The organism is Streptomyces griseorubiginosus (genome assembly GCF_001514195.1).
GTDB classification, from domain to species: domain Bacteria; phylum Actinomycetota; class Actinomycetes; order Streptomycetales; family Streptomycetaceae; genus Streptomyces; species Streptomyces griseorubiginosus.
Genome location: NZ_KQ948737.1, coordinates 938733 through 957273 on the forward strand (window position 1 = coordinate 938733; position 18541 = coordinate 957273).

At 72.1% G+C, this 18541-nt stretch carries 18 protein-coding genes; 13 read left to right on the forward strand and 5 right to left on the reverse strand.

The annotated features are described in order from the left end of the window. Window position 1 precedes the first annotated feature (1 nt). From AQJ54_RS22555 to AQJ54_RS22595, 9 genes are all read left to right on the forward strand, one after another. A complete protein-coding gene (locus AQJ54_RS22555) occupies window positions 2–1246 on the forward strand; it encodes a tetratricopeptide repeat protein (protein ID WP_062240227.1) in 1245 nt (414 codons plus the stop codon). Then, complete coding sequence (locus AQJ54_RS22560; protein WP_062240230.1) at window positions 1243–3165, forward strand: B12-binding domain-containing radical SAM protein; 1923 nt, start codon at window positions 1243–1245, stop codon at window positions 3163–3165. The genes AQJ54_RS22555 and AQJ54_RS22560 overlap by 4 nt, the downstream gene beginning before the upstream one ends. Continuing rightward, window positions 3165–4103, forward strand: a complete 939-nt coding sequence (locus AQJ54_RS22565) for a multinuclear nonheme iron-dependent oxidase (protein ID WP_062240232.1) — start codon at window positions 3165–3167, stop codon at window positions 4101–4103. Before AQJ54_RS22560 ends, AQJ54_RS22565 begins: the two co-directional genes overlap by 1 nt. Then, on the forward strand, window positions 4093–4860 hold the full coding sequence (locus AQJ54_RS45720; protein WP_062240236.1) for a hypothetical protein: 768 nt from the start codon (window positions 4093–4095) through the stop codon (window positions 4858–4860). The genes AQJ54_RS22565 and AQJ54_RS45720 overlap by 11 nt, the downstream gene beginning before the upstream one ends. Beyond that, window positions 4857–5672 (forward strand): JmjC domain-containing protein, encoded by an 816-nt coding sequence (locus AQJ54_RS22575; RefSeq protein WP_062240239.1) that lies wholly within the window; start codon window positions 4857–4859, stop codon window positions 5670–5672. The genes AQJ54_RS45720 and AQJ54_RS22575 overlap by 4 nt, the downstream gene beginning before the upstream one ends. Next, window positions 5669–6718, forward strand: coding sequence for an aKG-HExxH-type peptide beta-hydroxylase (locus tag AQJ54_RS22580; protein WP_062240242.1), 1050 nt, complete (start codon window positions 5669–5671; stop codon window positions 6716–6718). The genes AQJ54_RS22575 and AQJ54_RS22580 overlap by 4 nt, the downstream gene beginning before the upstream one ends. Then, complete coding sequence (locus AQJ54_RS22585) at window positions 6711–7754, forward strand: metallopeptidase TldD-related protein (protein WP_062240245.1); 1044 nt, start codon at window positions 6711–6713, stop codon at window positions 7752–7754. The genes AQJ54_RS22580 and AQJ54_RS22585 overlap by 8 nt, the downstream gene beginning before the upstream one ends. 144 nt (window positions 7755–7898) lie before the next feature. Further along, window positions 7899–8672 (forward strand): maleylpyruvate isomerase family mycothiol-dependent enzyme, encoded by a 774-nt coding sequence (locus tag AQJ54_RS22590; RefSeq protein ID WP_062240524.1) that lies wholly within the window; start codon window positions 7899–7901, stop codon window positions 8670–8672. Window positions 8673–9234: 562 nt separating this feature from the next. Then, entirely contained in the window at window positions 9235–9681 is a 447-nt protein-coding gene (locus AQJ54_RS22595) for a DUF3592 domain-containing protein (RefSeq protein WP_062240261.1), read from the forward strand. 22 nt (window positions 9682–9703) lie between these two features. Here the strand turns inward: AQJ54_RS22595 and AQJ54_RS22600 are convergent, their stop codons facing one another. Then, window positions 9704–10669, reverse strand: a complete 966-nt coding sequence (locus AQJ54_RS22600) for a pirin family protein (RefSeq protein WP_062240264.1) — start codon at window positions 10667–10669, stop codon at window positions 9704–9706. A gap of 147 nt (window positions 10670–10816) precedes the next feature. Between AQJ54_RS22600 and AQJ54_RS22605 the strand changes: the two genes are divergently transcribed. Both AQJ54_RS22605 and AQJ54_RS22610 read left to right on the forward strand, forming a co-directional pair. After that, complete coding sequence (locus AQJ54_RS22605) at window positions 10817–11299, forward strand: MarR family winged helix-turn-helix transcriptional regulator (RefSeq protein ID WP_062020589.1); 483 nt, start codon at window positions 10817–10819, stop codon at window positions 11297–11299. Further along, window positions 11296–11760, forward strand: a complete 465-nt coding sequence (locus AQJ54_RS22610) for a winged helix DNA-binding protein (RefSeq protein WP_062240267.1) — start codon at window positions 11296–11298, stop codon at window positions 11758–11760. Before AQJ54_RS22605 ends, AQJ54_RS22610 begins: the two co-directional genes overlap by 4 nt. Before the next feature lie 9 nt (window positions 11761–11769). Here AQJ54_RS22610 and AQJ54_RS22615 read toward each other — a convergent pair whose 3' ends face one another. Further along, on the reverse strand, window positions 11770–13164 hold the full coding sequence (locus AQJ54_RS22615) for a PepSY-associated TM helix domain-containing protein (protein WP_062240272.1): 1395 nt from the start codon (window positions 13162–13164) through the stop codon (window positions 11770–11772). A 121-nt stretch (window positions 13165–13285) separates the two neighbouring features. Here AQJ54_RS22615 and AQJ54_RS22620 point away from each other — a divergent pair, with 121 nt between their 5' ends. Beyond that, window positions 13286–13933, forward strand: a complete 648-nt coding sequence (locus AQJ54_RS22620; RefSeq protein ID WP_062240275.1) for a peptide deformylase — start codon at window positions 13286–13288, stop codon at window positions 13931–13933. Here AQJ54_RS22620 and AQJ54_RS22625 read toward each other — a convergent pair. Continuing rightward, the gene (locus tag AQJ54_RS22625) at window positions 13930–15369 is read right to left on the reverse strand and encodes a dihydrolipoyl dehydrogenase family protein (RefSeq protein ID WP_062240279.1); all 1440 of its coding nucleotides are present in this window, start codon (window positions 15367–15369) and stop codon (window positions 13930–13932) included. The genes AQJ54_RS22620 and AQJ54_RS22625 overlap by 4 nt on opposite strands. 130 nt (window positions 15370–15499) lie before the next feature. On the opposite strand from AQJ54_RS22625, the gene trxA reads away from it, so the two are divergent. After that, a complete protein-coding gene (gene trxA, locus AQJ54_RS22630; protein WP_020134976.1) occupies window positions 15500–15886 on the forward strand; it encodes a thioredoxin in 387 nt (128 codons plus the stop codon). Between the two features lie 9 nt (window positions 15887–15895). Here the strand turns inward: trxA and AQJ54_RS22635 are convergent, their stop codons facing one another. Further along, entirely contained in the window at window positions 15896–17332 is a 1437-nt protein-coding gene (locus AQJ54_RS22635) for an aldehyde dehydrogenase family protein (protein WP_062240282.1), read from the reverse strand. A 30-nt stretch (window positions 17333–17362) separates the two neighbouring features. Then, window positions 17363–18541 carry a 4-hydroxybenzoate 3-monooxygenase gene (locus tag AQJ54_RS22640; RefSeq protein ID WP_062240285.1) on the reverse strand — a complete coding sequence of 393 codons (1179 nt, stop codon included), beginning with the start codon at window positions 18539–18541 and terminating at the stop codon, window positions 17363–17365.

An 18541-nucleotide genomic window follows, 5' to 3' on the forward strand; every position in this document is an offset into this window, starting at 1 on the left:
GATGTCGGTGGACGTCGATCTCTTCGAGGAACACGGCGAGGTTGCGGCACTCTGGCCACACCGCCCTTACCACGGCCGTACGGTCGTGTGCTTCGACCGCCATCTCGACCTCAAACCCTTGGCGCCGGGGGGCGAGGAGGCGCTGCGCGCCACCGCCGACGGGAACGTCTCCCCGGCCGAGCTGGTGCGCAGGCTCCCTGTCCGCGGGGTGCCCGGCGCCTTCGGTCTCGACGACTTCTGGTCCGCCGCCGCAGTGGTCGCCGGCCTCACCGACCTGGTGTGGGTGCCCAGTTGGCGGTCGTACGAGGGCTGGCAGGCGCACGCGGTGGACTCCGTGTCCCTCATCACGACCGGCGGCAGACCGACCCGGCCCAGCACACGGCCGTGCTGTCTGACGGTCACCCTGTGCGGCGTCAGGCTGGCCGTCGTACCACCCGATCTCCTCGCCGGGCACCTGGACCGGCATGTGCGCACGGACGTCGTGACCGACATCGACCTGGACTGGCTGGTCGACGAGCACGGCAGGTTCGAGCACTCCGCGCAGGACCTGGCCGAACTCGTCGGCGTCTGCGGCGGCGAGCTGGCCGCGATGACCTGGTCGACCCGGTCCGGGTTCCTGCCCTCCGAGTACCGGACCGTGGGAGCGGACGTCGCCGCACGGCTCGGGCTGCGCGCCCGGGAGTCCTCCTTCCTGCCCGCCACGCCCTGGCCGGAGGACCTGATGCTGCGTGTCCACCAGGGCACCGCGGCCCCCGCGGCCGGACCGGCTGACGAGGAGGGAGGGGTGGAGCAGGGCATCGCCGTCGCCCTGCACGGCCTGGCGCAGGCCGGTCTCAGTCCCGACCGGGCACAGGAGTGTTTCGAGCAGGCGGCCGGGCACGGCTACCACTCCAGCTGGCTCGCCTACAAGATCGGCGCAGCCCGCTATGCCAACGGCGACCATCGCACGGCACGCCAGTACCTGCGGGAGGCCGTCCGCCTCGACCCGCAGGACACCCTCGGCGCACACGCCCGGATCATGGGTGCCCGAGCCACCCTGCGCCTGGAGGGACCGGCCGCCGCCCTGTCCGAATTCCAGGCTCTCGGCGCCGAGTTGCCGCTGCGCAGAGGCGTCTGGAAGACGATACGGATGCTTGCCCGCGCCGAGGGCGACATGGACACGGCACGGACCGCCGAGGGCCAACTGCGGCTGCTGGACCGGCTGTCCGGGCCCGGCGCCGCCGAACCGGAGGTGGAGGGCGCGTGATCGACGCACTGCTCGTCATGCCACCCGTCAGCGAAGCCGTGCAGTTCCCCTACCTGGCCCTGCCCCAGCTGACCGCGGCCTGGACCGCCCGCGGCCACACGGTGCGCGCCCTCGACCTCAACCTGGAATACCGCGACGAGGTGCTGGTGTGCCGCGGTCCGGCCCGGGAGCGTGCGGACGACGCCGCCGCGCGGAGCGCCGGGGACATCTACCGCAACGTCAGCGAGCGCTACCGGTCGGATCACGGAGCCCTGCTGCTCAGCACCGCCCGGGACCGCTCCACGGGCTTCGCCCAGGAGACCGCCATCCAGGCGACCGGCCGTTATGTGGCGCAGCAGGCCGCCCGGGACGGCTGGGTCATCTCCGGGACGCCCCGGCTGGGACAGCTGGACAAACTGGTCGAGGCGGCCCGCGACACCTGGTCGGCGCGCTGGTGCGCCGGCCGACTGGAGGCGGTGATCGAGGAGGAGCGGCCACGGGTCCTGGCCTTCTCCGTTCCCTTCTTCAGCCAAGTGGTCCCCACCCTCGTCCTGACCACTCTGCTCAAGCAGCGCCGGCCGGACCTGAGGATCGCGCTCGGTGGGCCGACCGTGCAGATGTGGGCGGCCCTTCTGCTGCGCCGCACCGAGGCTGCCCGCTCGGTGGACCACTGGTGCCTCGGCCACGGCGAGGACTTCCTCACGAACATCCTGCCGCCGCGATCGGCGGGCGCGGCGGCGTCGGTCCGACAGCCGACTCCCCTGCCCGCACACGCCGCGGAGGGCCTGCGGGACGCCTTCGTGCTCAACGATCAGCCGATGCCGGACTTCGGGCAGTTCGACTTCGCCGACTACAGCAACCAGGCCCACCAGTTCCCCTATCGCCTCACCGTCGGCTGCTACTGGGGCAGATGCACGTTCTGCTCGTACGGCAACCGCTACCGCGACGCCCGCGCTTTCCAGCAGATCCACCCCGACACCGCGGCCGACCACCTGATCGCGCTCTCCGAACGGCTCGGCATCACCGATGTGGCGGTGGCCGACGAGAACACCGGGCTGCGGCATCTGCTGCGGGTCATGGAGGCGGTACGCCGCAGGGGCGCCGAGCTGACGTTCCGGGTCCGGGCGCGGCTGGAGCCGGAGCTCGCCGACCCCGGGTTCTGTCGTCGGCTGCGGGAGTCGGGCTGTGTGCAGCTCTCGACGGGATTCGAGACCGCCCGTCAGGAGATCCTCGACTCCCTGGGCAAGGGACAGGACGCGGCGCACGCCGAACGCGCGGTGCTCAACCTCACCCGTGCGGGCATCGTCACCAACCTGTCTTTCATGGACGGCTATGACCATCCGAACGCCGTCGACGGCTACCACGACACCGTCGGTGTGATCCAGCGGCACCCGGCGGAGCTGGGCCTGGACACCATGCAGCTCGTGGTGGCCGAACCCGGCAGCTACCTGTGGGCGCAACGGGAGCGGCCCGACGACGAGCCTCTGGTCACCAACGACGGTCTGGCGTTCGCCGCGGGACGGGTGGGTGGAGCGGTCGTGGACGACACCGCGACCGAGGCCGCCAGGCAGCGACTGCTGCGGATGACCGTCGAGGCGGTCCCGGACGCCGAACGGGCCGGCCGGCCGGACCTGCCGCACCGTGGCGGCGAGCCGCCCTCCGAGGACCGGGTGGCCCACCGGCGGCCCGCGCCGGGGCCGGCGCCGGCGGCCCGCCCGCGCTTCGCGGTCGCCCTGGAGCAGGTGGGCGGCCGCTGGTTCCTGGCGGACGTGGCCTGGCCCCGGATGGCGGCCGTGCCTCCTGCCCTCGCCCCCGACCGGGACGGCCGGTTCACGGCGGACGACCCGGCCACCCACCGCTGGCTGCACCGGATGCTCGACAAACGCCTGCTGGTGCCGGATCCGTCGGCGCCCGACGCCCTCGAAGGGAGGAGTGCGTGATGGAGAAACTCGGACTCGGACTGGGGATGGACCTGGTCTGGGGGGAACGCATCGGCTTCGACAAGACCGGCTCCGGCCGTCCGACCGACCAGGTGGCCGCCTTCCTCGAGCGCAACGCCCATGCCTACGACTACATGTTCGTGGCCTTCCAGCCCATCGACTACGGCCCGCTCGCTCCCGAGCGCTACGTCCCGGCGTACGACCGGCTCTTCGAGCTGTTCGGCGCACGGCGCCCACGCGCCTTCCACCACACGCTGCTCAACACCGGCAGCCCGGAGGACTACGAGCGGGCCGCGGTTGCCGACTTCACCAACGCGCTCATCGAGCGGTACGGATTCCGGTGGGTCATCGAGGACCTCGGCATCTGGTCCCTGGCCGGCCGCAGCCTGCCCTACCCCATGCCGCCGGTGCTCACCACGGAGGGCCTGCGGCGGTGCGTGAGCGGCGTAGCCGACTGGGTGCGGCGGCTTCGAGCCCCCCTGTCCGTGGAGTTCCCCGGCTTCACCGAGGGTGGCAGTTTCCTCGTCGGCGAGCTGGACGCCTTCTCCTTCTACGACACGGTGATCCGCGAGACCGGCGCCCTGGCGACCATCGACATCGGTCACATCCTCGCCTACCAGTGGCTGAAGGGACGCACTGGGGAGCGGATGTTCGAAGGGCTGGAGGCGCTGCCCCTGGACCGCTGCCACGAAGTGCATCTGTCGGGGTGTCAGATCGTCGACGGACGCTTTCGCGACCTGCACCACGGCGTGCTGCTCGACGAACAGCTCACCCTGCTCGAGCACTTGCTGCCACTGATGCCGAACCTGGCCGGAGTCACCTACGAGGACCCCAAGTTCACTGCCGAGGGAGAGCTGGTGCCCAAGTCGCGGCCCAACGCGGAACGGCTGTTCACCCTCGTCCGTTCCTGGAAGGAGGACGACGCCCGTGCAGCGTGAAGCCCTCAGGCACGACCGCATCCTGCGGGTGCTGGACCGCCTGCTGTACGAGAAGGACTTCCGCACCGCGTTCGCCGAGGACGGCCCCGCCGGCGCACGCGTCGCGCTCGACGAGGACCTCCTCGACGCGTTCGACCGGGTGGACGTGCACGAACTGGCACTGGTGGGACGCAACATCCGCTCCGAGGTCGTCTCCGGCGGCACCGGTACCGGGCCCGGCCTCAAGGGGTCCTTCCCCAGGACGCTGGACGCGCTGCGGGAAGGGCGCCACGCCCCGGTGAACGACGTGGCCGAGGCGTTCATCGCCTCGGCGGCCTTCCAGGAGTTCCGGGACGTCCCCTTCTCGCCCCGGGGCCGGGGCAGGACCCTGCCCGAGTGCTTCCACCGCTTCATGGCCGCACGGCCCGCCGACCTCGACCCTTCCGGCGAACTGGAGCCGCTCGTCCACCACGAGGCGGCCGCCGCCGTCACCCGAGCGGTCGCCACCGGCGCCCACGCCACCTTCGACGTGGGACTGCGTGACATGGCCTTCCACGGGGACGTGCTGTGCGGGTTCCGGGAGTACGCCGAGGCGCCCGCCGCATGGCAACTGAAACCGACGATGTTCCTGGCCGGAGCCGGACGCTGCGTGATCGGGCCGGCCCGCCGTCCGCTGTTCGACGCCCTGACCAGCCTCCTCGACGGCCGCCCCGACGCGCTCACGCCGTCCGTCCGGGCCTCGCTCGAGGACCGCCTCAGCTCCTGGGGGCTGCGATGAACGATCCGGCGCAGATCGACGCGGTGGCCTACGCGGGACGGCCCGACGAGATCGACCGGTTCGACCCGGAGCGCTTCTACCGTGACCACTGGCGCCGCCGCCCCCTGGTACTGCGCGGCTGCGGCAAGACCTTCCTCGCCCCGGCCCTGGAGTGGTCCGACGTCGAGGCGCTGGAGGCCCGGCTGGACGGCGACACCTCGGGAGCCGGTGTGCACCGGCGCCCCGACGGCAGCGTGCTCTTCGTCAACCAGGCGCAGCACACCATGCCCGAACTGGCCGCATCCTGCGCACGGTTGGCGGACCTCATGGGCTGGGAGGAGTGCACGGCCGACTTGTCCGTCACCCGCGGCAGCGGCGCGGGGATCGGCTGCCACTTCGATCACAGCGACAACTTCGTCGTCCAGCAACAGGGCTCGAAGAGCTGGCTGGTAGGTCTTCCGGAACACACCGGCCGCGAGCGGCAGCGCAAACGCATGCTGGAGGCCAAGGGGTTCGTGCCCTCCGGACGGTTCCCCGAGCCCCCGTGGCAGGTGGTGCTGCACCCCGGCGACGTGCTCTACCTCCCGCTGTTCGCCCCGCACGAGGGCGTCGAGGATCCGGACGGCCCGGCGCAGGGCTCGGTCAGCGTCTCCTTCTCGTACAACGCGCGCTATGCGCTGGGCAGCCACCTCAAACCGCTGCTGCGCGCACTGGCCGCGGAGGACGCCTGGTGGCAGCCGCTGCCCCTGGCTGGGGCCGACCCAGACCGACTCGAAGAGGCACTGCTGCGGGCACTGCGCAACGTGACCCGCTCCGCGAAGGGGGAGACGTGAGGCTGAAGGAACTTGCCGCGGACAGGTCCGCCCGGGGACTGCCCGACCTCGCGCTGATCGTCCTCGCCGAGGACGCCGAGGCAGTCGCCGCCAACGAGCAGTTGCACCGGGTCGTCGCCCGGCAGTACCTCGTACGGCTGCTGCGCGGGGTGAAGCGACTTTGCGAGGACCATCCCGGCGCGTCCGAGCCGGCGCGGGTGCTGGAACTGGTGGACGGCTGGGAGGTCGACGAGGCCTTGAACTGGGCCGTTCGCCCCGATGTCACGGGCTGGACCTGGCGCAGCACCATGTCCGACGCGAACCCCGCGCAGCTTCTCGACCAACTCGGCAGGTGCCTGGCCGCGGAGCAGCCGCAGGTCTCCGTGCACCTCGGTCCCCGGCGCACCGCGGCCCCGGTGATCACCACCGGCGCCGGCGCCCGCTCCGCCCAGCTGTTCGCGTGGGCCTGCGAGGGCGACGAGGATCCGCTCGACCTCACCGCCGAGCGGGCCGGGGCCTTCGCCGCGCGGGTACGGGACGGAGCGGACGCTCTGGCTGCCGTGTGGCCCGAGGGCCGGGACATGGCCGCCATCGACATCCAGGCGTTCGCGGCACTGGGCAACCACCGCGGGCTGCGGCCGCTCAACTTCAGCATCCACGGTCTGCGTGGTCTGGTGCTCACCAGTGAGCGGCCCGCCTACATGCTCGCCCAGACGCTGGTCCATGAGGCCACCCACCAGCGCTTCAGCGGGATCCTCGACTGCGTGGCGGTGGTGCGCAATCCGCAGGCCACGCACCACTCCCCGTTCGTCGACGCGGAACGCCCGCTCGGGCACATCCTGCACGGGATCCTGTCCTTCATCAACGACGTCCACGCGGCCGACCGCCATCTGCGGACCGAGTCCGATCCGCTCGAACGGGGGCGCCTGGAGCGCTACTGCGCCCTGAAGACCGATCAGCTGCGCGTGGCCGAGAAGAACCTCCTCGAAGTGGCGGAGCCGACCGAGCACGGTGCCCGGATCATCGCGGGGTGCCGGGAGGCGATCAGCCGGCTGAACCATGCCTGACGCCACCACCGGTCCGCCTGCCGCCACGCGCGATTCCGGGGAACAGGCCCTGCGCGCGGCACTTGAGACGGCCCGCACCGGACTCGGAGCCGGGGCGCGCATCGTCCGCGACGAATCGGACGGGCTGTGCCGGGTGCGCATCACGCTCGGACCTGCGCGGCACGGCCGAACGCCGCAATGGGGTGTCGCCGCTTACGACCGCACCTACGTGGCGGGCGAGGTGGCCTCCGGTGTACGGCAGTTGCTCGACGACCGTGCACTGGTGGCTCGGCGCCGCCCGCTGCCCGGACCGGTGTCGGGACCGACGCTGCTCACGCCGTCGGCGGCCGGGGTGCTGGTGCACGAGTGCTTCGGGCACACGAGTGAGGCCGACAACTACCTCGTCCACCGCAAGGCACTCGGCCTGGGACTCGGCGATGTGTGGACCCGAGCGCCGCTGACGGTGTGGGACCGCCCGACGGCTCGTCCCTACGCGGGCAGCTATGTCCGTGACGACGAGGGCACCGTGCCCCGTGCCGTCCCGCTGGTGCGTGAGGGCCGCTGGGCCGGGCTGCTCACCGACCGCGCCACCCGCGCGCTGAGCGCGGGACGCAGCACCGGTCACGGTCGCGGAGCGCCCGGGGCGGTGGCGCCTCGGTGCAGCGTGCTCGAGGTGGGCCCGGGAACGCGGTCCGAGACCGAACTGCTCGGCGGCATCGACGACGGCTGGGTCCTGGGGACCGCCATCGGCGGCTTCTCCGTGCGCGAACACCTGATCATCGAGGCGCTGTGGGCCCGCCGGGTGCGGGCGGGCCGCCTGACGGCGGACGTCGTCGGGCCGGTGGCCGTCTGCGCACCCAAGGTGGCGCTGGCCCGGCAGATCACTGCGGTGGGGCGCGAGATACAGGTGCACAGCTCGCCGTACGCCTGTGTCAAGGACAGCCACGAGGTCGGTTCGACCTTGATCAGCCCCTCCCTGCTGCTGGGCCGTTGCGTCCTGCGGCCACTCGGGCAGGTGGAGCGGCTGCTCACCCGGACGTCCGCCCCGGTGCACTGAGAACGTCGCACAGTGCCGTTGGGGCGTGGTCGAGGGGTGAACGAGTCACCCACGTGGGCACGGTCCTCGCCCTGCCGGGAAGGGGCGGGAGCGGAACCGACGGGATGCTGGACAGCCCGCCCGAGTGCCGACATGATCGCGTTCATGACAGCCGAGGATGCCATTGTCGTCACTGCCGACCGGATCGCGGCGCTGTTGCAGGCAGGGGCCGACCCGCACACCCCGCTGCGCGGCGCGGAGTGGACGGTGGGGGAAGCGGCGGCGCACCTCGCCCTGGCGGGGAGGCTGATGGCGGACATCGGGGCGGGCGAGGAACGCCCCTACGGCGATGGGACGCCGGGCGGTCTCGCGGCGGCCAACCGGGTGGCCTTGGCCGTCTTCCCGCAGCGGGATCCGGCGGTCCTCGGCGCGGAGATCGCCGACACGGCCCGGCGGTTCGTCGCGGTCGCGGCCGACCGCGATCCGGGGGAGGCGGTGCTGACGCCGATGGGGCCGATGAACATGGCCACCATGGGCTCGTACCTGCTCACGCACCTGCTCGGGCACGGATACGACATCGCGGTCGCGCTGCGCGGGCCCCACATGGTCGACCGGGAAGTGGTCGCGTTCACGCTGCCCTTCATGCGACTGGCCATGCCACGTGTGGTGAACGCCGGCGCGACCGACCACCATGCGTGCTATCTGTTGCGGGTCGGCCGCGACCGCTTCGCCGTCACCTTCTCGGACGGTGTGCCCACGGTCACCGATGCCCCGCCCCGGCGGCCCGACTGCACGATCGCCATCGACCCCGTCGCCTTCCTCCTCCTCGCCCTCGGCCGCTGGACCGCCCCCACCGCCATGGCCCGCGCCAAGGTCGTCGCCTGGGGCCGAAAACCGTGGCTCGGCCTGCGCTTCCCGCTGCTTTTCACAGCGCCGTAGACGCAGCGAGCAGAGTGGCATCGAACGCCTCCTTGACAACGCCGGTGCCCTCGAGTTCTCAGCGATCGAACTTGTCGACATTCGCGTCCGTTTCACATCCCCATGCCGTACGACGGCTTCTCGCAGCCCGGCGCCTTTCTGCTGTCGGAGCATCAGGTCGTCCCCTTCCGCTGCGTACCCGGGACTGGTGCAACCAGCGCGGCAGCCGGTGAGTCTCATGCCCTGACGGGTGTGGAGGCGCAGATGAATGAGCGCAAGTCCGTACTGGACAGGGGCCGGGACGAGTACGTCTCTCCGTTTACCTGGGGCTCGCTGACAGGAGTCGTGGCCACCGTGGCGTGGCTCGCGGTCGGGCCGCTTGGGCCGTTGTGGCTCTACGGCCTCGGCTGGGCGCTGGCCCTGCTGGGAGTGAACGATGTCTCCTGGCTGCTGGTACGCCACCGGGGCCGGGGTCTGCCGCAGCCGGCCCCGCTCGTGGCGGGGCCGGCTGCGGCTCGGTCCGGAATCGTGGCTGTCGGCCCCCCACTGGGCCAAAGCCCGATCGGTCGCCGGGGGTTTCCTGGTGCTCGCCACCATCGCCGCAGGCATCGGATGGAGCGCTGCTCAGGAGTACCGGACGCTGGCGAACCTCCGGCACCAGGGCCTCAGGACGGACGCGACCGTAGTCGAGATCACCGGCCGGACGGAGGAAGGCTGGGCGACGGCCGTGACCGTGCGCTTTGCCACACCGTCCGGCCCTGTGCAGGCGGAAGTCGATGTCCAGGCCGGCTCAGCAACCGATGCGAAGCCAGGAACGCGCATCCCCGTCGTCTACAACCCGGCACGGCCCACGGAAGTCCGCCCCACTGCGTACCTCGACGGACATGACGTCGATGGAATCCGGCAGGGTTCGATCGTGATCGGGCTGCCGGCGGCGGGCTTCCTGGCAGGCACTGTCAGAGAGGTGGTGCGCGCCAAACGGCAGACGGATTCCAGCAAGACGCCAGACGCCCACCACCCCGGCACTTAGCGCCGCGGGGCATTCCCGCAGCTCAGCGCACCCTCCCCCGAGGCTTCAACGGCACCGGCGGCAGCTCCGGCGCGGGCAGCGGCGTCCCGTCGTACCCCTTCACCTCCCCGAACCGCGTGCCCTCCATCCAGTCCCGGCGTGCCTCCTCGATCTCCGCCTGCGAGCGCCCGATCCAGTTCCAGAACATGACGAGCTCCTCCTCGAACGGCTCGCCGCCCAGGAGCATCAGGCCCGCGTCCGACTCGGCGCGCAGCGGGAGTTCGGTGCGGCCGCAGCCGAGGTAGAGCATCGAGCCCGGCAGCACCGGCACCCCGTCCACGTGCGTCTCGCCGGACATGGACAACACCGCGTACTCGAAGTCCGGTTCCAGCGGCAGGCGTACGTCCGCGCCGCCGGCCAGGGTCAGGTCGGCGCCGACGATGGGGGTGTACGCCGTGCCGGGTGAGCGCGCGCCGTCGAGGTCGCCCAGGATGAGCGTGGCCGTGAGACCGGGTGCCGTGATCTGCGGCAGTTCGGCGTGGTGCTCGAAGCGCGGGTCGGTGTGGCGGTGCCCGTCGGGGAGGGCGACCCAGAGCTGGGCGCCGTGCAGGTAGCGGGCGTGGGACCGGGGGCTCTCCTCGGAGTGGCTGATCGCGCGGCCGGAGGTCATCAGGCCCAGCTCACGGGGGCGGATGGTCTGGAGGCTGCCGGTGGAGTCGCGGTGCAGCACCTCGCCCTGGTGCAGCCAGCTCACCGTCTGGAGGCCCATGTGCGGGTGCGGGGGCACCTGCATGCCCGGCTCGTCGGCGATGTCGTCGGGTCCGTAGTGATCGACGAAACACCAGGCACCGACCATGCGGCGGCCCAGGTTGGGCAGCAGCCGGCGCACCTCGCTGGACTCGCCGAGCTTGACGCGGCGGGGGCTGAGGAGTTCGCGCACGGGTTCCGCCACCACGAAGCCGCGGCCACCGCACAGGGCGGGTACCGCCTCGCGATCAAGATTGCTCATGGCGCCCAACCTAGCCCCGTGAAGCGTTTCGCGTCAGGCCGTCCGCCGGGCACAGGGACAGGCACGGGATGGGGCGCGCGCCGTAAGACACCAGCCGCGACCAGAAAACAGTAGCCATGGATATAGTAGCCATGTACTGTATCGAGCATGAGTACGGCACCCGAGGGCGCGACGCCCGGTTTCCTGGTCTGGCGACTGTCGATGAAATGGCGGGTCGCCGTCGATCGCGCGACGGCCCCGCTCGGCCTGACCCACGCCCAGTACTCCCTGATGGCCTCGCTGTACGGCATGCAGCGCGGCGGCGAACGGCCCAGCCAGCGGCGCCTCGCCGACCACACCGGTCTCGAACCGCTCTACGTCTCGAAGCTCGCGCGCTCTTTGGAGAGCGCGGGGCTCCTGGAGCGCACCCGCGACCCGCGCGACCCGCGCGCGGTGCAACTGGCGCTCACCGAGGAGGGCCGGGAGCGGACCGGGCAGGCCATCGAGGTGGTCCAGGGACTCCTGGAGCAGTTGCTGGCGCCCCTCGGAGGCCTGGACAGCACCCGCACGCGAGAGTTCAAGCGCGAGCTGGCGACCCTGCTCGACACTCCCCTCGACCCGGCGAACGACCACCCGAAGGAGCAGCCATGACCACCTCCGTCCCTCCCGTTACTCCCGTCCCTCCTCTCCTGAACCCCCGCCTCATCGCCCTGGCCCACTACGCGGCCCGCGGGATCCTGGAGCACGTCCTCGCCCGCCACGGCCTGACCTTCCAGCAGTCCGTCACCCTGCGACTGGCCGCCGTCGCCGAGGGCCCGGTCGAGCGGCAGCACCTCGTCGACGGTGTGGTCGACTCCCTCAAGATCGAGGCTGCGGAGGCGGACGCTGTAGTCGACGAACTGATCGCCTCGGGCGCCCTGAGCCCCCAGCAGCCCTCCCGGATCCGGATCACGGACGCCGGGCGGCAGCTGTACGAGACCACGTCCGCGGAGACGGCCCCCCTGTCCGCCCGGGTCTACGACGGCATCCCCGAGGAGGAACTCGCCGTGGCCGGGCGGGTGTTGAGCCTCATCACCGAGCGGGCCAACAGGGAGCTGGCCGCTCTGACGTAGCACCCACCCTCAGGCCGCCGGCGCCCCCCTCCCCTTTCGGTGGGCGATCTCGCCCAGGATCACGTCGGCCACGATGAACCCGGCCAGCGGGATGCCGAGCAGCGGCACGAAGTAGCCGAGGACGGCGACGAGGACCACGCCGGGCACCAGGATCTGCGGCGGCACCTGCTGCCAGGCCCCGCGCGGGATCGGCCGTCCGAAGGCGGAGCCCCGGCCGCGCTGCCACCACATCCGGTAGCCCCACACGATCAGCAGGACCAGCGACAGGGCGAGGATCATCAGGGCGATCTGGTTGACCAGGCCGAACAGGACGCCGGTGTGCAGGTCGATGCCCCAGCGGGTCAGCTTGGCGAGCAGCGGGTAGTCGGCGAACCGCAGCGTGTCGGTGACCTTGCCGGTGGTCGGGTCGACGGCGACGGAGTCCTGCTTCTCGGGCCAGCTGCGCTGCACCTGTCGTACGACGTAGGCCGAGGACGCGTCGGCGGGCGGGACGATCTCCACGGGGTCGCCGAGACCCTTGGCACGGGCCGCGGCCAGCACCCTGTCGAGGCCGACGCCGTGCTCGGCGTCCCCGGCGGAGGCGGAAGCGCCGTGGCCGGAGTGGTCGCCGCCCGCGGCGGAGGAGACCGACGGGGTGGACTGGCCCAGCGAGGTGCGGAGTTCGTCGATGTTGGCGCCCGCGTACGTGGACCAGGTCAGGCCGGTCGCGGACAGGAAGAAGAAGCCGGCCGCCGCCCACACGCCGACGGTGCCGTGCAGGCCGAGGGTGCGGCGCCGCCCGCTGGTGCCGCGGACCTTGCGCAGGGCGCGGCGGCGGGAGAACCACAGCACGACGCCGCCGCCCGCGATCACCCAGAGCCAGCTCGCGGCGAACTCGCTGTAGAGGCGGCCGTTCTCGCCGAGGTGGAGGTCGCGGTGGAACTCGTCGATCCAGGTGCGCAGGGGCAGCGCCCCGGTGGAGCCGTACTGCTCCAGCGCGCCGCGGACCTTGCCGGTGTACGGGTCGACGAACACGGCGAGCGTGTGACCGGGGTCGACACCCTTCACGCCCGACAGCATCACCCTGGTCGTCGCGTCGGCCTCGGGAGAGGGCCGTACGGCCGAGACGGTGCCCTCGGGGTGGGCCTTGCGCGCGGCGGCCACCTGCTCGGAGACGGGGAGTTGACGCTCCCCGACGGCGGCGACGGTCATCTCGTGGCGGTAGACGATCTTCTCGGCCTGGAAGGCACCGGCGTACAGGAAGCCGGTGACGGCGGCGATCAGCAGGAAGGGCGCGACGAACACGCCGGCGTAGAAGTGCAGACGCAGCACGAGCGGGCGCAGCGGCGCCCATCTGCCGGGGGCCGGCGCCGGAGCGGCCGGCCCGGGGGCCTCGTCCGTGGTCGTCGTGGGAGCGGTGGACATGGGCGGCTTCTCCGGGGGCTGGGGACGGTGGCGGTCCAGTAGTCGGAGAGCGGGGCCGCCGAGTTCCCGGCACTTCGAGTGACCCGCATCACACATGAGGCGCCCATGGCATCCTGGCGCGATGGCAACCCCGAGCCCCCGCAAGCCCCTTGCCGACCTGATCGAGGAACTCCTCGCCACGGACGGCCCGCTCCCGATCGTCGCGGCCGGCGACCCGGTGCTGCGCACCACCATCGAGCCCTACGACGGCCACCTGGACGCCGCTCTCTTCTCCCGCTTCGTCCAGGCCCTCCGCATCACGATGCACGCGGCGCCCGGCGTCGGGCTGGCCGCCCCTCAGGTCGGGGTCCCCCTGCGGATCGCGGTGATCGAGGACCCCGCTCCGGTGCCCGAGGAGGTGCGGCTGGCGCGCGGACGCGTCCCGCAGCCGTTCCGGGTGCTGGTCAATCCGTCGTACCAGGCGGCCGGCCCCGAGCGGGCCGCGTTCTTCGAGGGCTGTCTGAGCGTGCCGGGCTGGCAGGCCGTGGTGGCACGGCCCGCCGCGGTCCGGCTGACCTGCGAGGACGAGCTCGGCCGGCCGGTGGACGAGGTGTTCACGGGCTGGCCCGCGCGGATCGTCCAGCACGAGACGGACCACCTGGACGGCACCCTCTACCTGGACCGGGCGGAACTGCGCTCCCTGTCCTCGAACCAGGCGATGGCCGAACGCTGGACGCAGCCGACCCCGGACCAGGCGGCCGCGTCCCTCGGGTTCGAGATGCCCTCCTAGTTGTCCCGGTAGGCCTCCAGGAGCCGCAGCCACACCTCGCTGATCGTGGGGAACGCCGGGACCGCGTGCCAGAGCCTGCTGATCGGGACCTGGCCCGCGACCGCGATCGTCGCGGAGTGGATCAGTTCGCCGACGCCGGGGCCGACGAACGTGACGCCGAGGAGGATCTCGCGCTCCAGGTCGACGACCATGCGGGCACGGCCGCGGTAGCCGTCGCCGTAGAGGCCGGCGCCCGACACCGAGCCGAGGTCGTAGTCGACCGCGCGGACCCGGTGACCCGCCTGCTCGGCCTCCGCCAGGGAGAGGCCCACGGCGGCGGCCTCGGGGTCGGTGAAGACGACCTGGGGCACGGCGTCATGGTCCGCGGTCGCGCCGTGGGCACTCCACGGGTCCGACTGGACCGGGGCCCCCGAGGCGCGGGCGGCGATGGCGGCGCCGGCGATGCGGGCCTGGTACTTGCCCTGGTGGGTGAGGAGCGCACGGTGGTTGACGTCGCCGACGGCGTAGAGCCAGTCGCTGCCGGTCACCCGGAGACTGTCGTCGACCTCCAGCCAGCTGCCGGGCTTCCGGCCGACGGTGTCCAGGCCGATGTCGTCGGTGTGCGGGGCGCGTCCGGTGGCGAAGAGGATCTCGTCCGCCTCGATGCGGTCGCCGGTGCCGGTGACCACCACGACCGTGCCGTTCTCCCGGGTGACCGACTCGACCGAGGTGCCGGTGCGGACGTCGACGCCGGCCTCGGTGAGCGCCTCGGCGACGAGTTCACCGGCGAACGGCTCCATGCGGTTGAGCAGGCCCTTGCCGCGGACCAGGAGCGTCACCCGGGAACCGAGGGCCTGCCAGGCCGTGGCCATCTCGGTGGCGACCACACCACCGCCGACCACGACCAGGCGTCCCGGTGCCGCCTTGGCGCTGGTGGCCTCGCGGCTGGTCCAGGGCCTGACCTCCTCCAGGCCCGGCAGGTCGGGCAGCACCGCCCGGGTGCCGGTGCAGACGGCCACGGCGTGCCGGGCGGTCAGCACCTTCCGTGTGCCGTCGGGGGCGGTGACCGTGACCGTACGCTCTCCGCTGAGGCGGCCGTGACCGCGGTGGATCTCGGCGCCGATGCTCTCCAGCCAGCCGACCTGGCCGTCGTCCTTCCAGTCCGAGGCCCAGTAGTCCCGGCGCGCGAGGACCGCGGCCGCGTCGAGGGGGCCCTGCACCGAGGCGCTCAGACCGGGCAGGCGGCGCGCTTCCGCCTGGGCGATCGCCGGGCGCAGCAGGGCCTTGCTGGGGATACAGGCCCAGTAGGAACACTCTCCGCCGATGAGCTCGCTCTCCACGACCGCGGTGGTGAGGCCGGCCGCACGGGTGCGGTCCGCCACGTTCTCCCCCACGGGTCCGGCACCGAGCACCACGACGTCGTAGGTGCTGTTCGCGATGTCTTCCGTTTCCGTCATGGGCCCAGTCTGGTGGGTGGTGTGCGCCGGGGCCACATGGGTAAGCGCGCGGGACAGCGCGTGGAATACGTGCCCGGCCGGGCGTGTTGTGCCGGACGGTTTCCCCGATACCAGGAAGAGGGTTGGCTCAATGAGCAGCACCGTGGAGCTCACCAAGGAGAACTTCGACCAGACGGTCACGGACAACGAGTTCGTCCTGATCGACTTCTGGGCGTCCTGGTGCGGTCCTTGCCGCCAGTTCGCGCCGGTCTACGAGAAGGCCGCCGAGGACAACCCCGACCTGGTCTTCGGCAAGGTGGACACCGAGGCCCAGCCGGAGCTGGCCCAGGCCTTCGGCATCCAGTCGATCCCGACGCTGATGATCGTCCGCGACCAGGTCGCGGTGTTCGCCCAGCCGGGCGCGCTGCCCGAGTCGGCCCTGACGGACGTCATCGGGCAGGCCCGCAAGCTGGACATGGACGAGGTCCGCAAGGCCGTGGCCGCGCAGCAGGCCCAGGCCGAGCAGAACGACCAGTAGAGCCCCTGATCAGAAGGGGTACGTCGCCACGTCCGCGCGTACCGTCGTCCACCGCACGTCGGTGAAGGCCTCCACGTTGGCCTCGCCGCCGAACCGGGCGCCGGTGCCGGACGCGGCGATGCCGCCGAAGGGCGCGACGGCCTCGTCGTTCACGGTCTGGTCGTTGATGTGCACGATGCCGGTCGGGATGCGCTCCGCCAGGTCGAGACCGCGGGCCGCGTCCCTGGTGACGATGCCCAGCGAGAGGCCGTAGGGCCCCGCGGCGGCCAGCGCGGCCGCCTCGTCGACGGTGGCGAAGGACCGTACGGGCGCGACGGGCCCGAAGACCTCCTCCGCGTAGGCGGGGGTGCTGTCGTCGATGCCCGCGAGGACCGTCGGCCGGTAGAAGAGCTTCTCGTGGGTGCCGCCCGCGGCCAGCTTGGCGCCCTGGGCGGTGCTGGCGTCGACCAGGCCGCGCACCTTGGCGAGCTGGTTGTCGTCGATGATCGGGCCGAGGTGGACCTGCTCCCGGTTCGGGTCGCCGACGGCGAGCGAGTCGGCCTTGGCGGCCAGCCGCTCGACGTACTCCGCGTACAGCGACTCGTGCACGAGGTGGCGGCCCGTCGTCATGCAGATCTGGCCCTGGTGGAAGAAGGACCCCCAGGCGGCCGTGGAGATGACGGCCTCGATGTCGGCGTCCTCCAGGACGATCAGGGCGGAGTTGCCGCCGAGTTCCAGGTGGGCGCGCTTGAGGTGGCGGCCCGCCGCCTCGCCCACCGCACGGCCGGCGGCGGTGGACCCGGTGAAGGAGATGACGGGGACGCGCGGGTCGGCGACCAGGGCCTGGCCGACGTCCGGACCGCCGGGCAGGACGTGGAAGAGGCCCTCGGGCAGCCCGGCCTTCGCGAAGACGGCGGCGAGCGAGAGGCCGCCGCAGACCGCGGTGCGCGGGTCGGGCTTGAGGATCACCGCGTTGCCCAGGGCGAGCGCGGGGGCGACGGAGCGGATCGACAGGATCAGCGGGGCGTTGAAGGGCGAGATCACGCCGACGACGCCGACCGGGACCCGGCGGGTGTACGACAGCCGCGGCGCCTCGCTGGGCAGGACCTGGCCCGCGGGGCGGGAGGCGAGGGCGGCGGCCTCGTAGCACTCCTGGGCGGCCACGTGCAGCTCGAAGTCGGCCTTGCCGGGTATCGACCCGGACTCGCGGACGAGCCATCCGCGCAGTTCCTCGGCGTGTGCGGCGAACAGGTCACCGGCCTTGCGCAGTACCCCGGCCCGGACGAAGTGCGGGAGCCGCGCCCATTCGGCCTGGGCCGCGCGGGCGGCCTCGGCGGAGCGCTCCACGTCCTCGCCGGTGGCGAGGGTGACGGCGGCGAGGGTGTCGCCGGTGGCGGGCTCGGTGACCGCGTACTCAGGTCCCGAAAGTGGGTGGGACTGCCAGCTCTTGGGGTCGAGCAACGACATGACGGCTCTCCGTTCGATCACCTGCGGGACTCACACGGCAAGGGGTGGTCCCGTGTAGTTCGCGGCCAGTTCGGCGGCCGCATGGCGGGATGCGGTGATGCGGCGCAGCCGTGCGAGCTGCATCCGGCTCTCGAACGCATCCCCGTTTGGTTGAGCGTGCAACATCCTAGTCATGTCGTAGGAGAAGCGCGTGGCCTGCCACACACGAGAAAGACACAACTCCGAATATCTGTCGATCAGTTGCGTGGATCCGGTGCGGTGCACCTCGGTGAGGGCCCGGGCGAGGACGGACACGTCCGACACGGCGAGGTTGAGCCCCTTGGCCCCGGTCGGCGGCACGATGTGCGCGGCGTCCCCGGCCAGCAGCAGGCGGCCGTGACGCATGGGTTCGTGGACGTGACTGCGCATCGGGGTGACCGACTTGGCGGTGATCGGACCCCTGGCGAGGGTCCAGTCGGCGTCGATCGCGAAGCGGGCGGCGAGCTCGTCCCAGATGCGCTCGTCGGACCAGTCGGCGGCGTCCGTGCCGTTGGGGACCTGGAGGTAGAGGCGGGAGACGGACGGGGAGCGCATGCTGTGCAGGGCGAAGCCGCGCTCGCCGCGGGCGTAGATCAACTCCTCGCAGGAGGGCGGGACATCGGCGAGGATCCCGAGCCAGGAGTACGGGTAGTCGCGTGCGTACGTCCGGCTCGTCGCCGCCGGGAAGGCCCTGCGGGAGACGCCGTGGAAGCCGTCGCAGCCGGCGACCCAGTCGCAGGCCAGCGTCTGTTCCCGGCCCTCGTGCCGGAACCGCACCACGGGGGCGTCGCTGTCCGGCTTCTCGACCGCGAGGGCCTCCGCCTCGAACAACAGCGGTGGCCCTTCGGCCAGTTGGAGTCCGACGAGGTCCTTCACGATCTCGGTCTGGGCGTAGATGGTGACCGTACGGCCGCCGGTGAGCGCGGGGAAGTCGATGCGGTGCCGCTCCCCCGCGAACCGCAGCTCGATGCCCCGGTGGACCAGGCCCTGCGCCTCCAGACGGTCGGCGGCCCCGCAGGCGCGCAGGGCGTCGACGGTGCCCTGTTCCAGCATCCCGGCCCGCTGGCGGTGCTCGACGTACTCCCGCGTCCGGCTCTCCAGGACCACGCAGTCGACGCCGGCGCGGTGCAGCATGCGCGCGAGGAGCAGTCCGGCGGGGCCGCCGCCGACGATCCCGACCGTGGTGCGCAT

Excerpts from the sequence above, each read along its gene's own strand:
- AQJ54_RS22640 (WP_062240285.1), bottom strand. The coding sequence starts at position 18,541 with ATGCGCACCACGGTCGGGATCGTCGGCGGCGGCCCCGCCGGACTGCTC.
- AQJ54_RS22575 (WP_062240239.1), top strand. The coding sequence starts at position 4,857 with ATGAACGATCCGGCGCAGATCGACGCGGTGGCCTACGCGGGACGGCCC.
- AQJ54_RS22620 (WP_062240275.1), top strand. The coding sequence starts at position 13,286 with ATGGCAACCCCGAGCCCCCGCAAGCCCCTTGCCGACCTGATCGAGGAA.
- AQJ54_RS22635 (WP_062240282.1), bottom strand. The coding sequence starts at position 17,332 with ATGTCGTTGCTCGACCCCAAGAGCTGGCAGTCCCACCCACTTTCGGGA.
- AQJ54_RS22585 (WP_062240245.1), top strand. The coding sequence starts at position 6,711 with ATGCCTGACGCCACCACCGGTCCGCCTGCCGCCACGCGCGATTCCGGG.
- AQJ54_RS22605 (WP_062020589.1), top strand. The coding sequence starts at position 10,817 with ATGAGTACGGCACCCGAGGGCGCGACGCCCGGTTTCCTGGTCTGGCGA.
- AQJ54_RS22555 (WP_062240227.1), top strand. The coding sequence starts at position 2 with ATGTCGGTGGACGTCGATCTCTTCGAGGAACACGGCGAGGTTGCGGCA.
- trxA (WP_020134976.1), top strand. The coding sequence starts at position 15,500 with ATGAGCAGCACCGTGGAGCTCACCAAGGAGAACTTCGACCAGACGGTC.
- AQJ54_RS22625 (WP_062240279.1), bottom strand. The coding sequence starts at position 15,369 with ATGACGGAAACGGAAGACATCGCGAACAGCACCTACGACGTCGTGGTG.
- AQJ54_RS22610 (WP_062240267.1), top strand. The coding sequence starts at position 11,296 with ATGACCACCTCCGTCCCTCCCGTTACTCCCGTCCCTCCTCTCCTGAAC.
- AQJ54_RS22590 (WP_062240524.1), top strand. The coding sequence starts at position 7,899 with ATGACAGCCGAGGATGCCATTGTCGTCACTGCCGACCGGATCGCGGCG.
- AQJ54_RS22565 (WP_062240232.1), top strand. The coding sequence starts at position 3,165 with ATGGAGAAACTCGGACTCGGACTGGGGATGGACCTGGTCTGGGGGGAA.
- AQJ54_RS22615 (WP_062240272.1), bottom strand. The coding sequence starts at position 13,164 with ATGTCCACCGCTCCCACGACGACCACGGACGAGGCCCCCGGGCCGGCC.
- AQJ54_RS22600 (WP_062240264.1), bottom strand. The coding sequence starts at position 10,669 with ATGAGCAATCTTGATCGCGAGGCGGTACCCGCCCTGTGCGGTGGCCGC.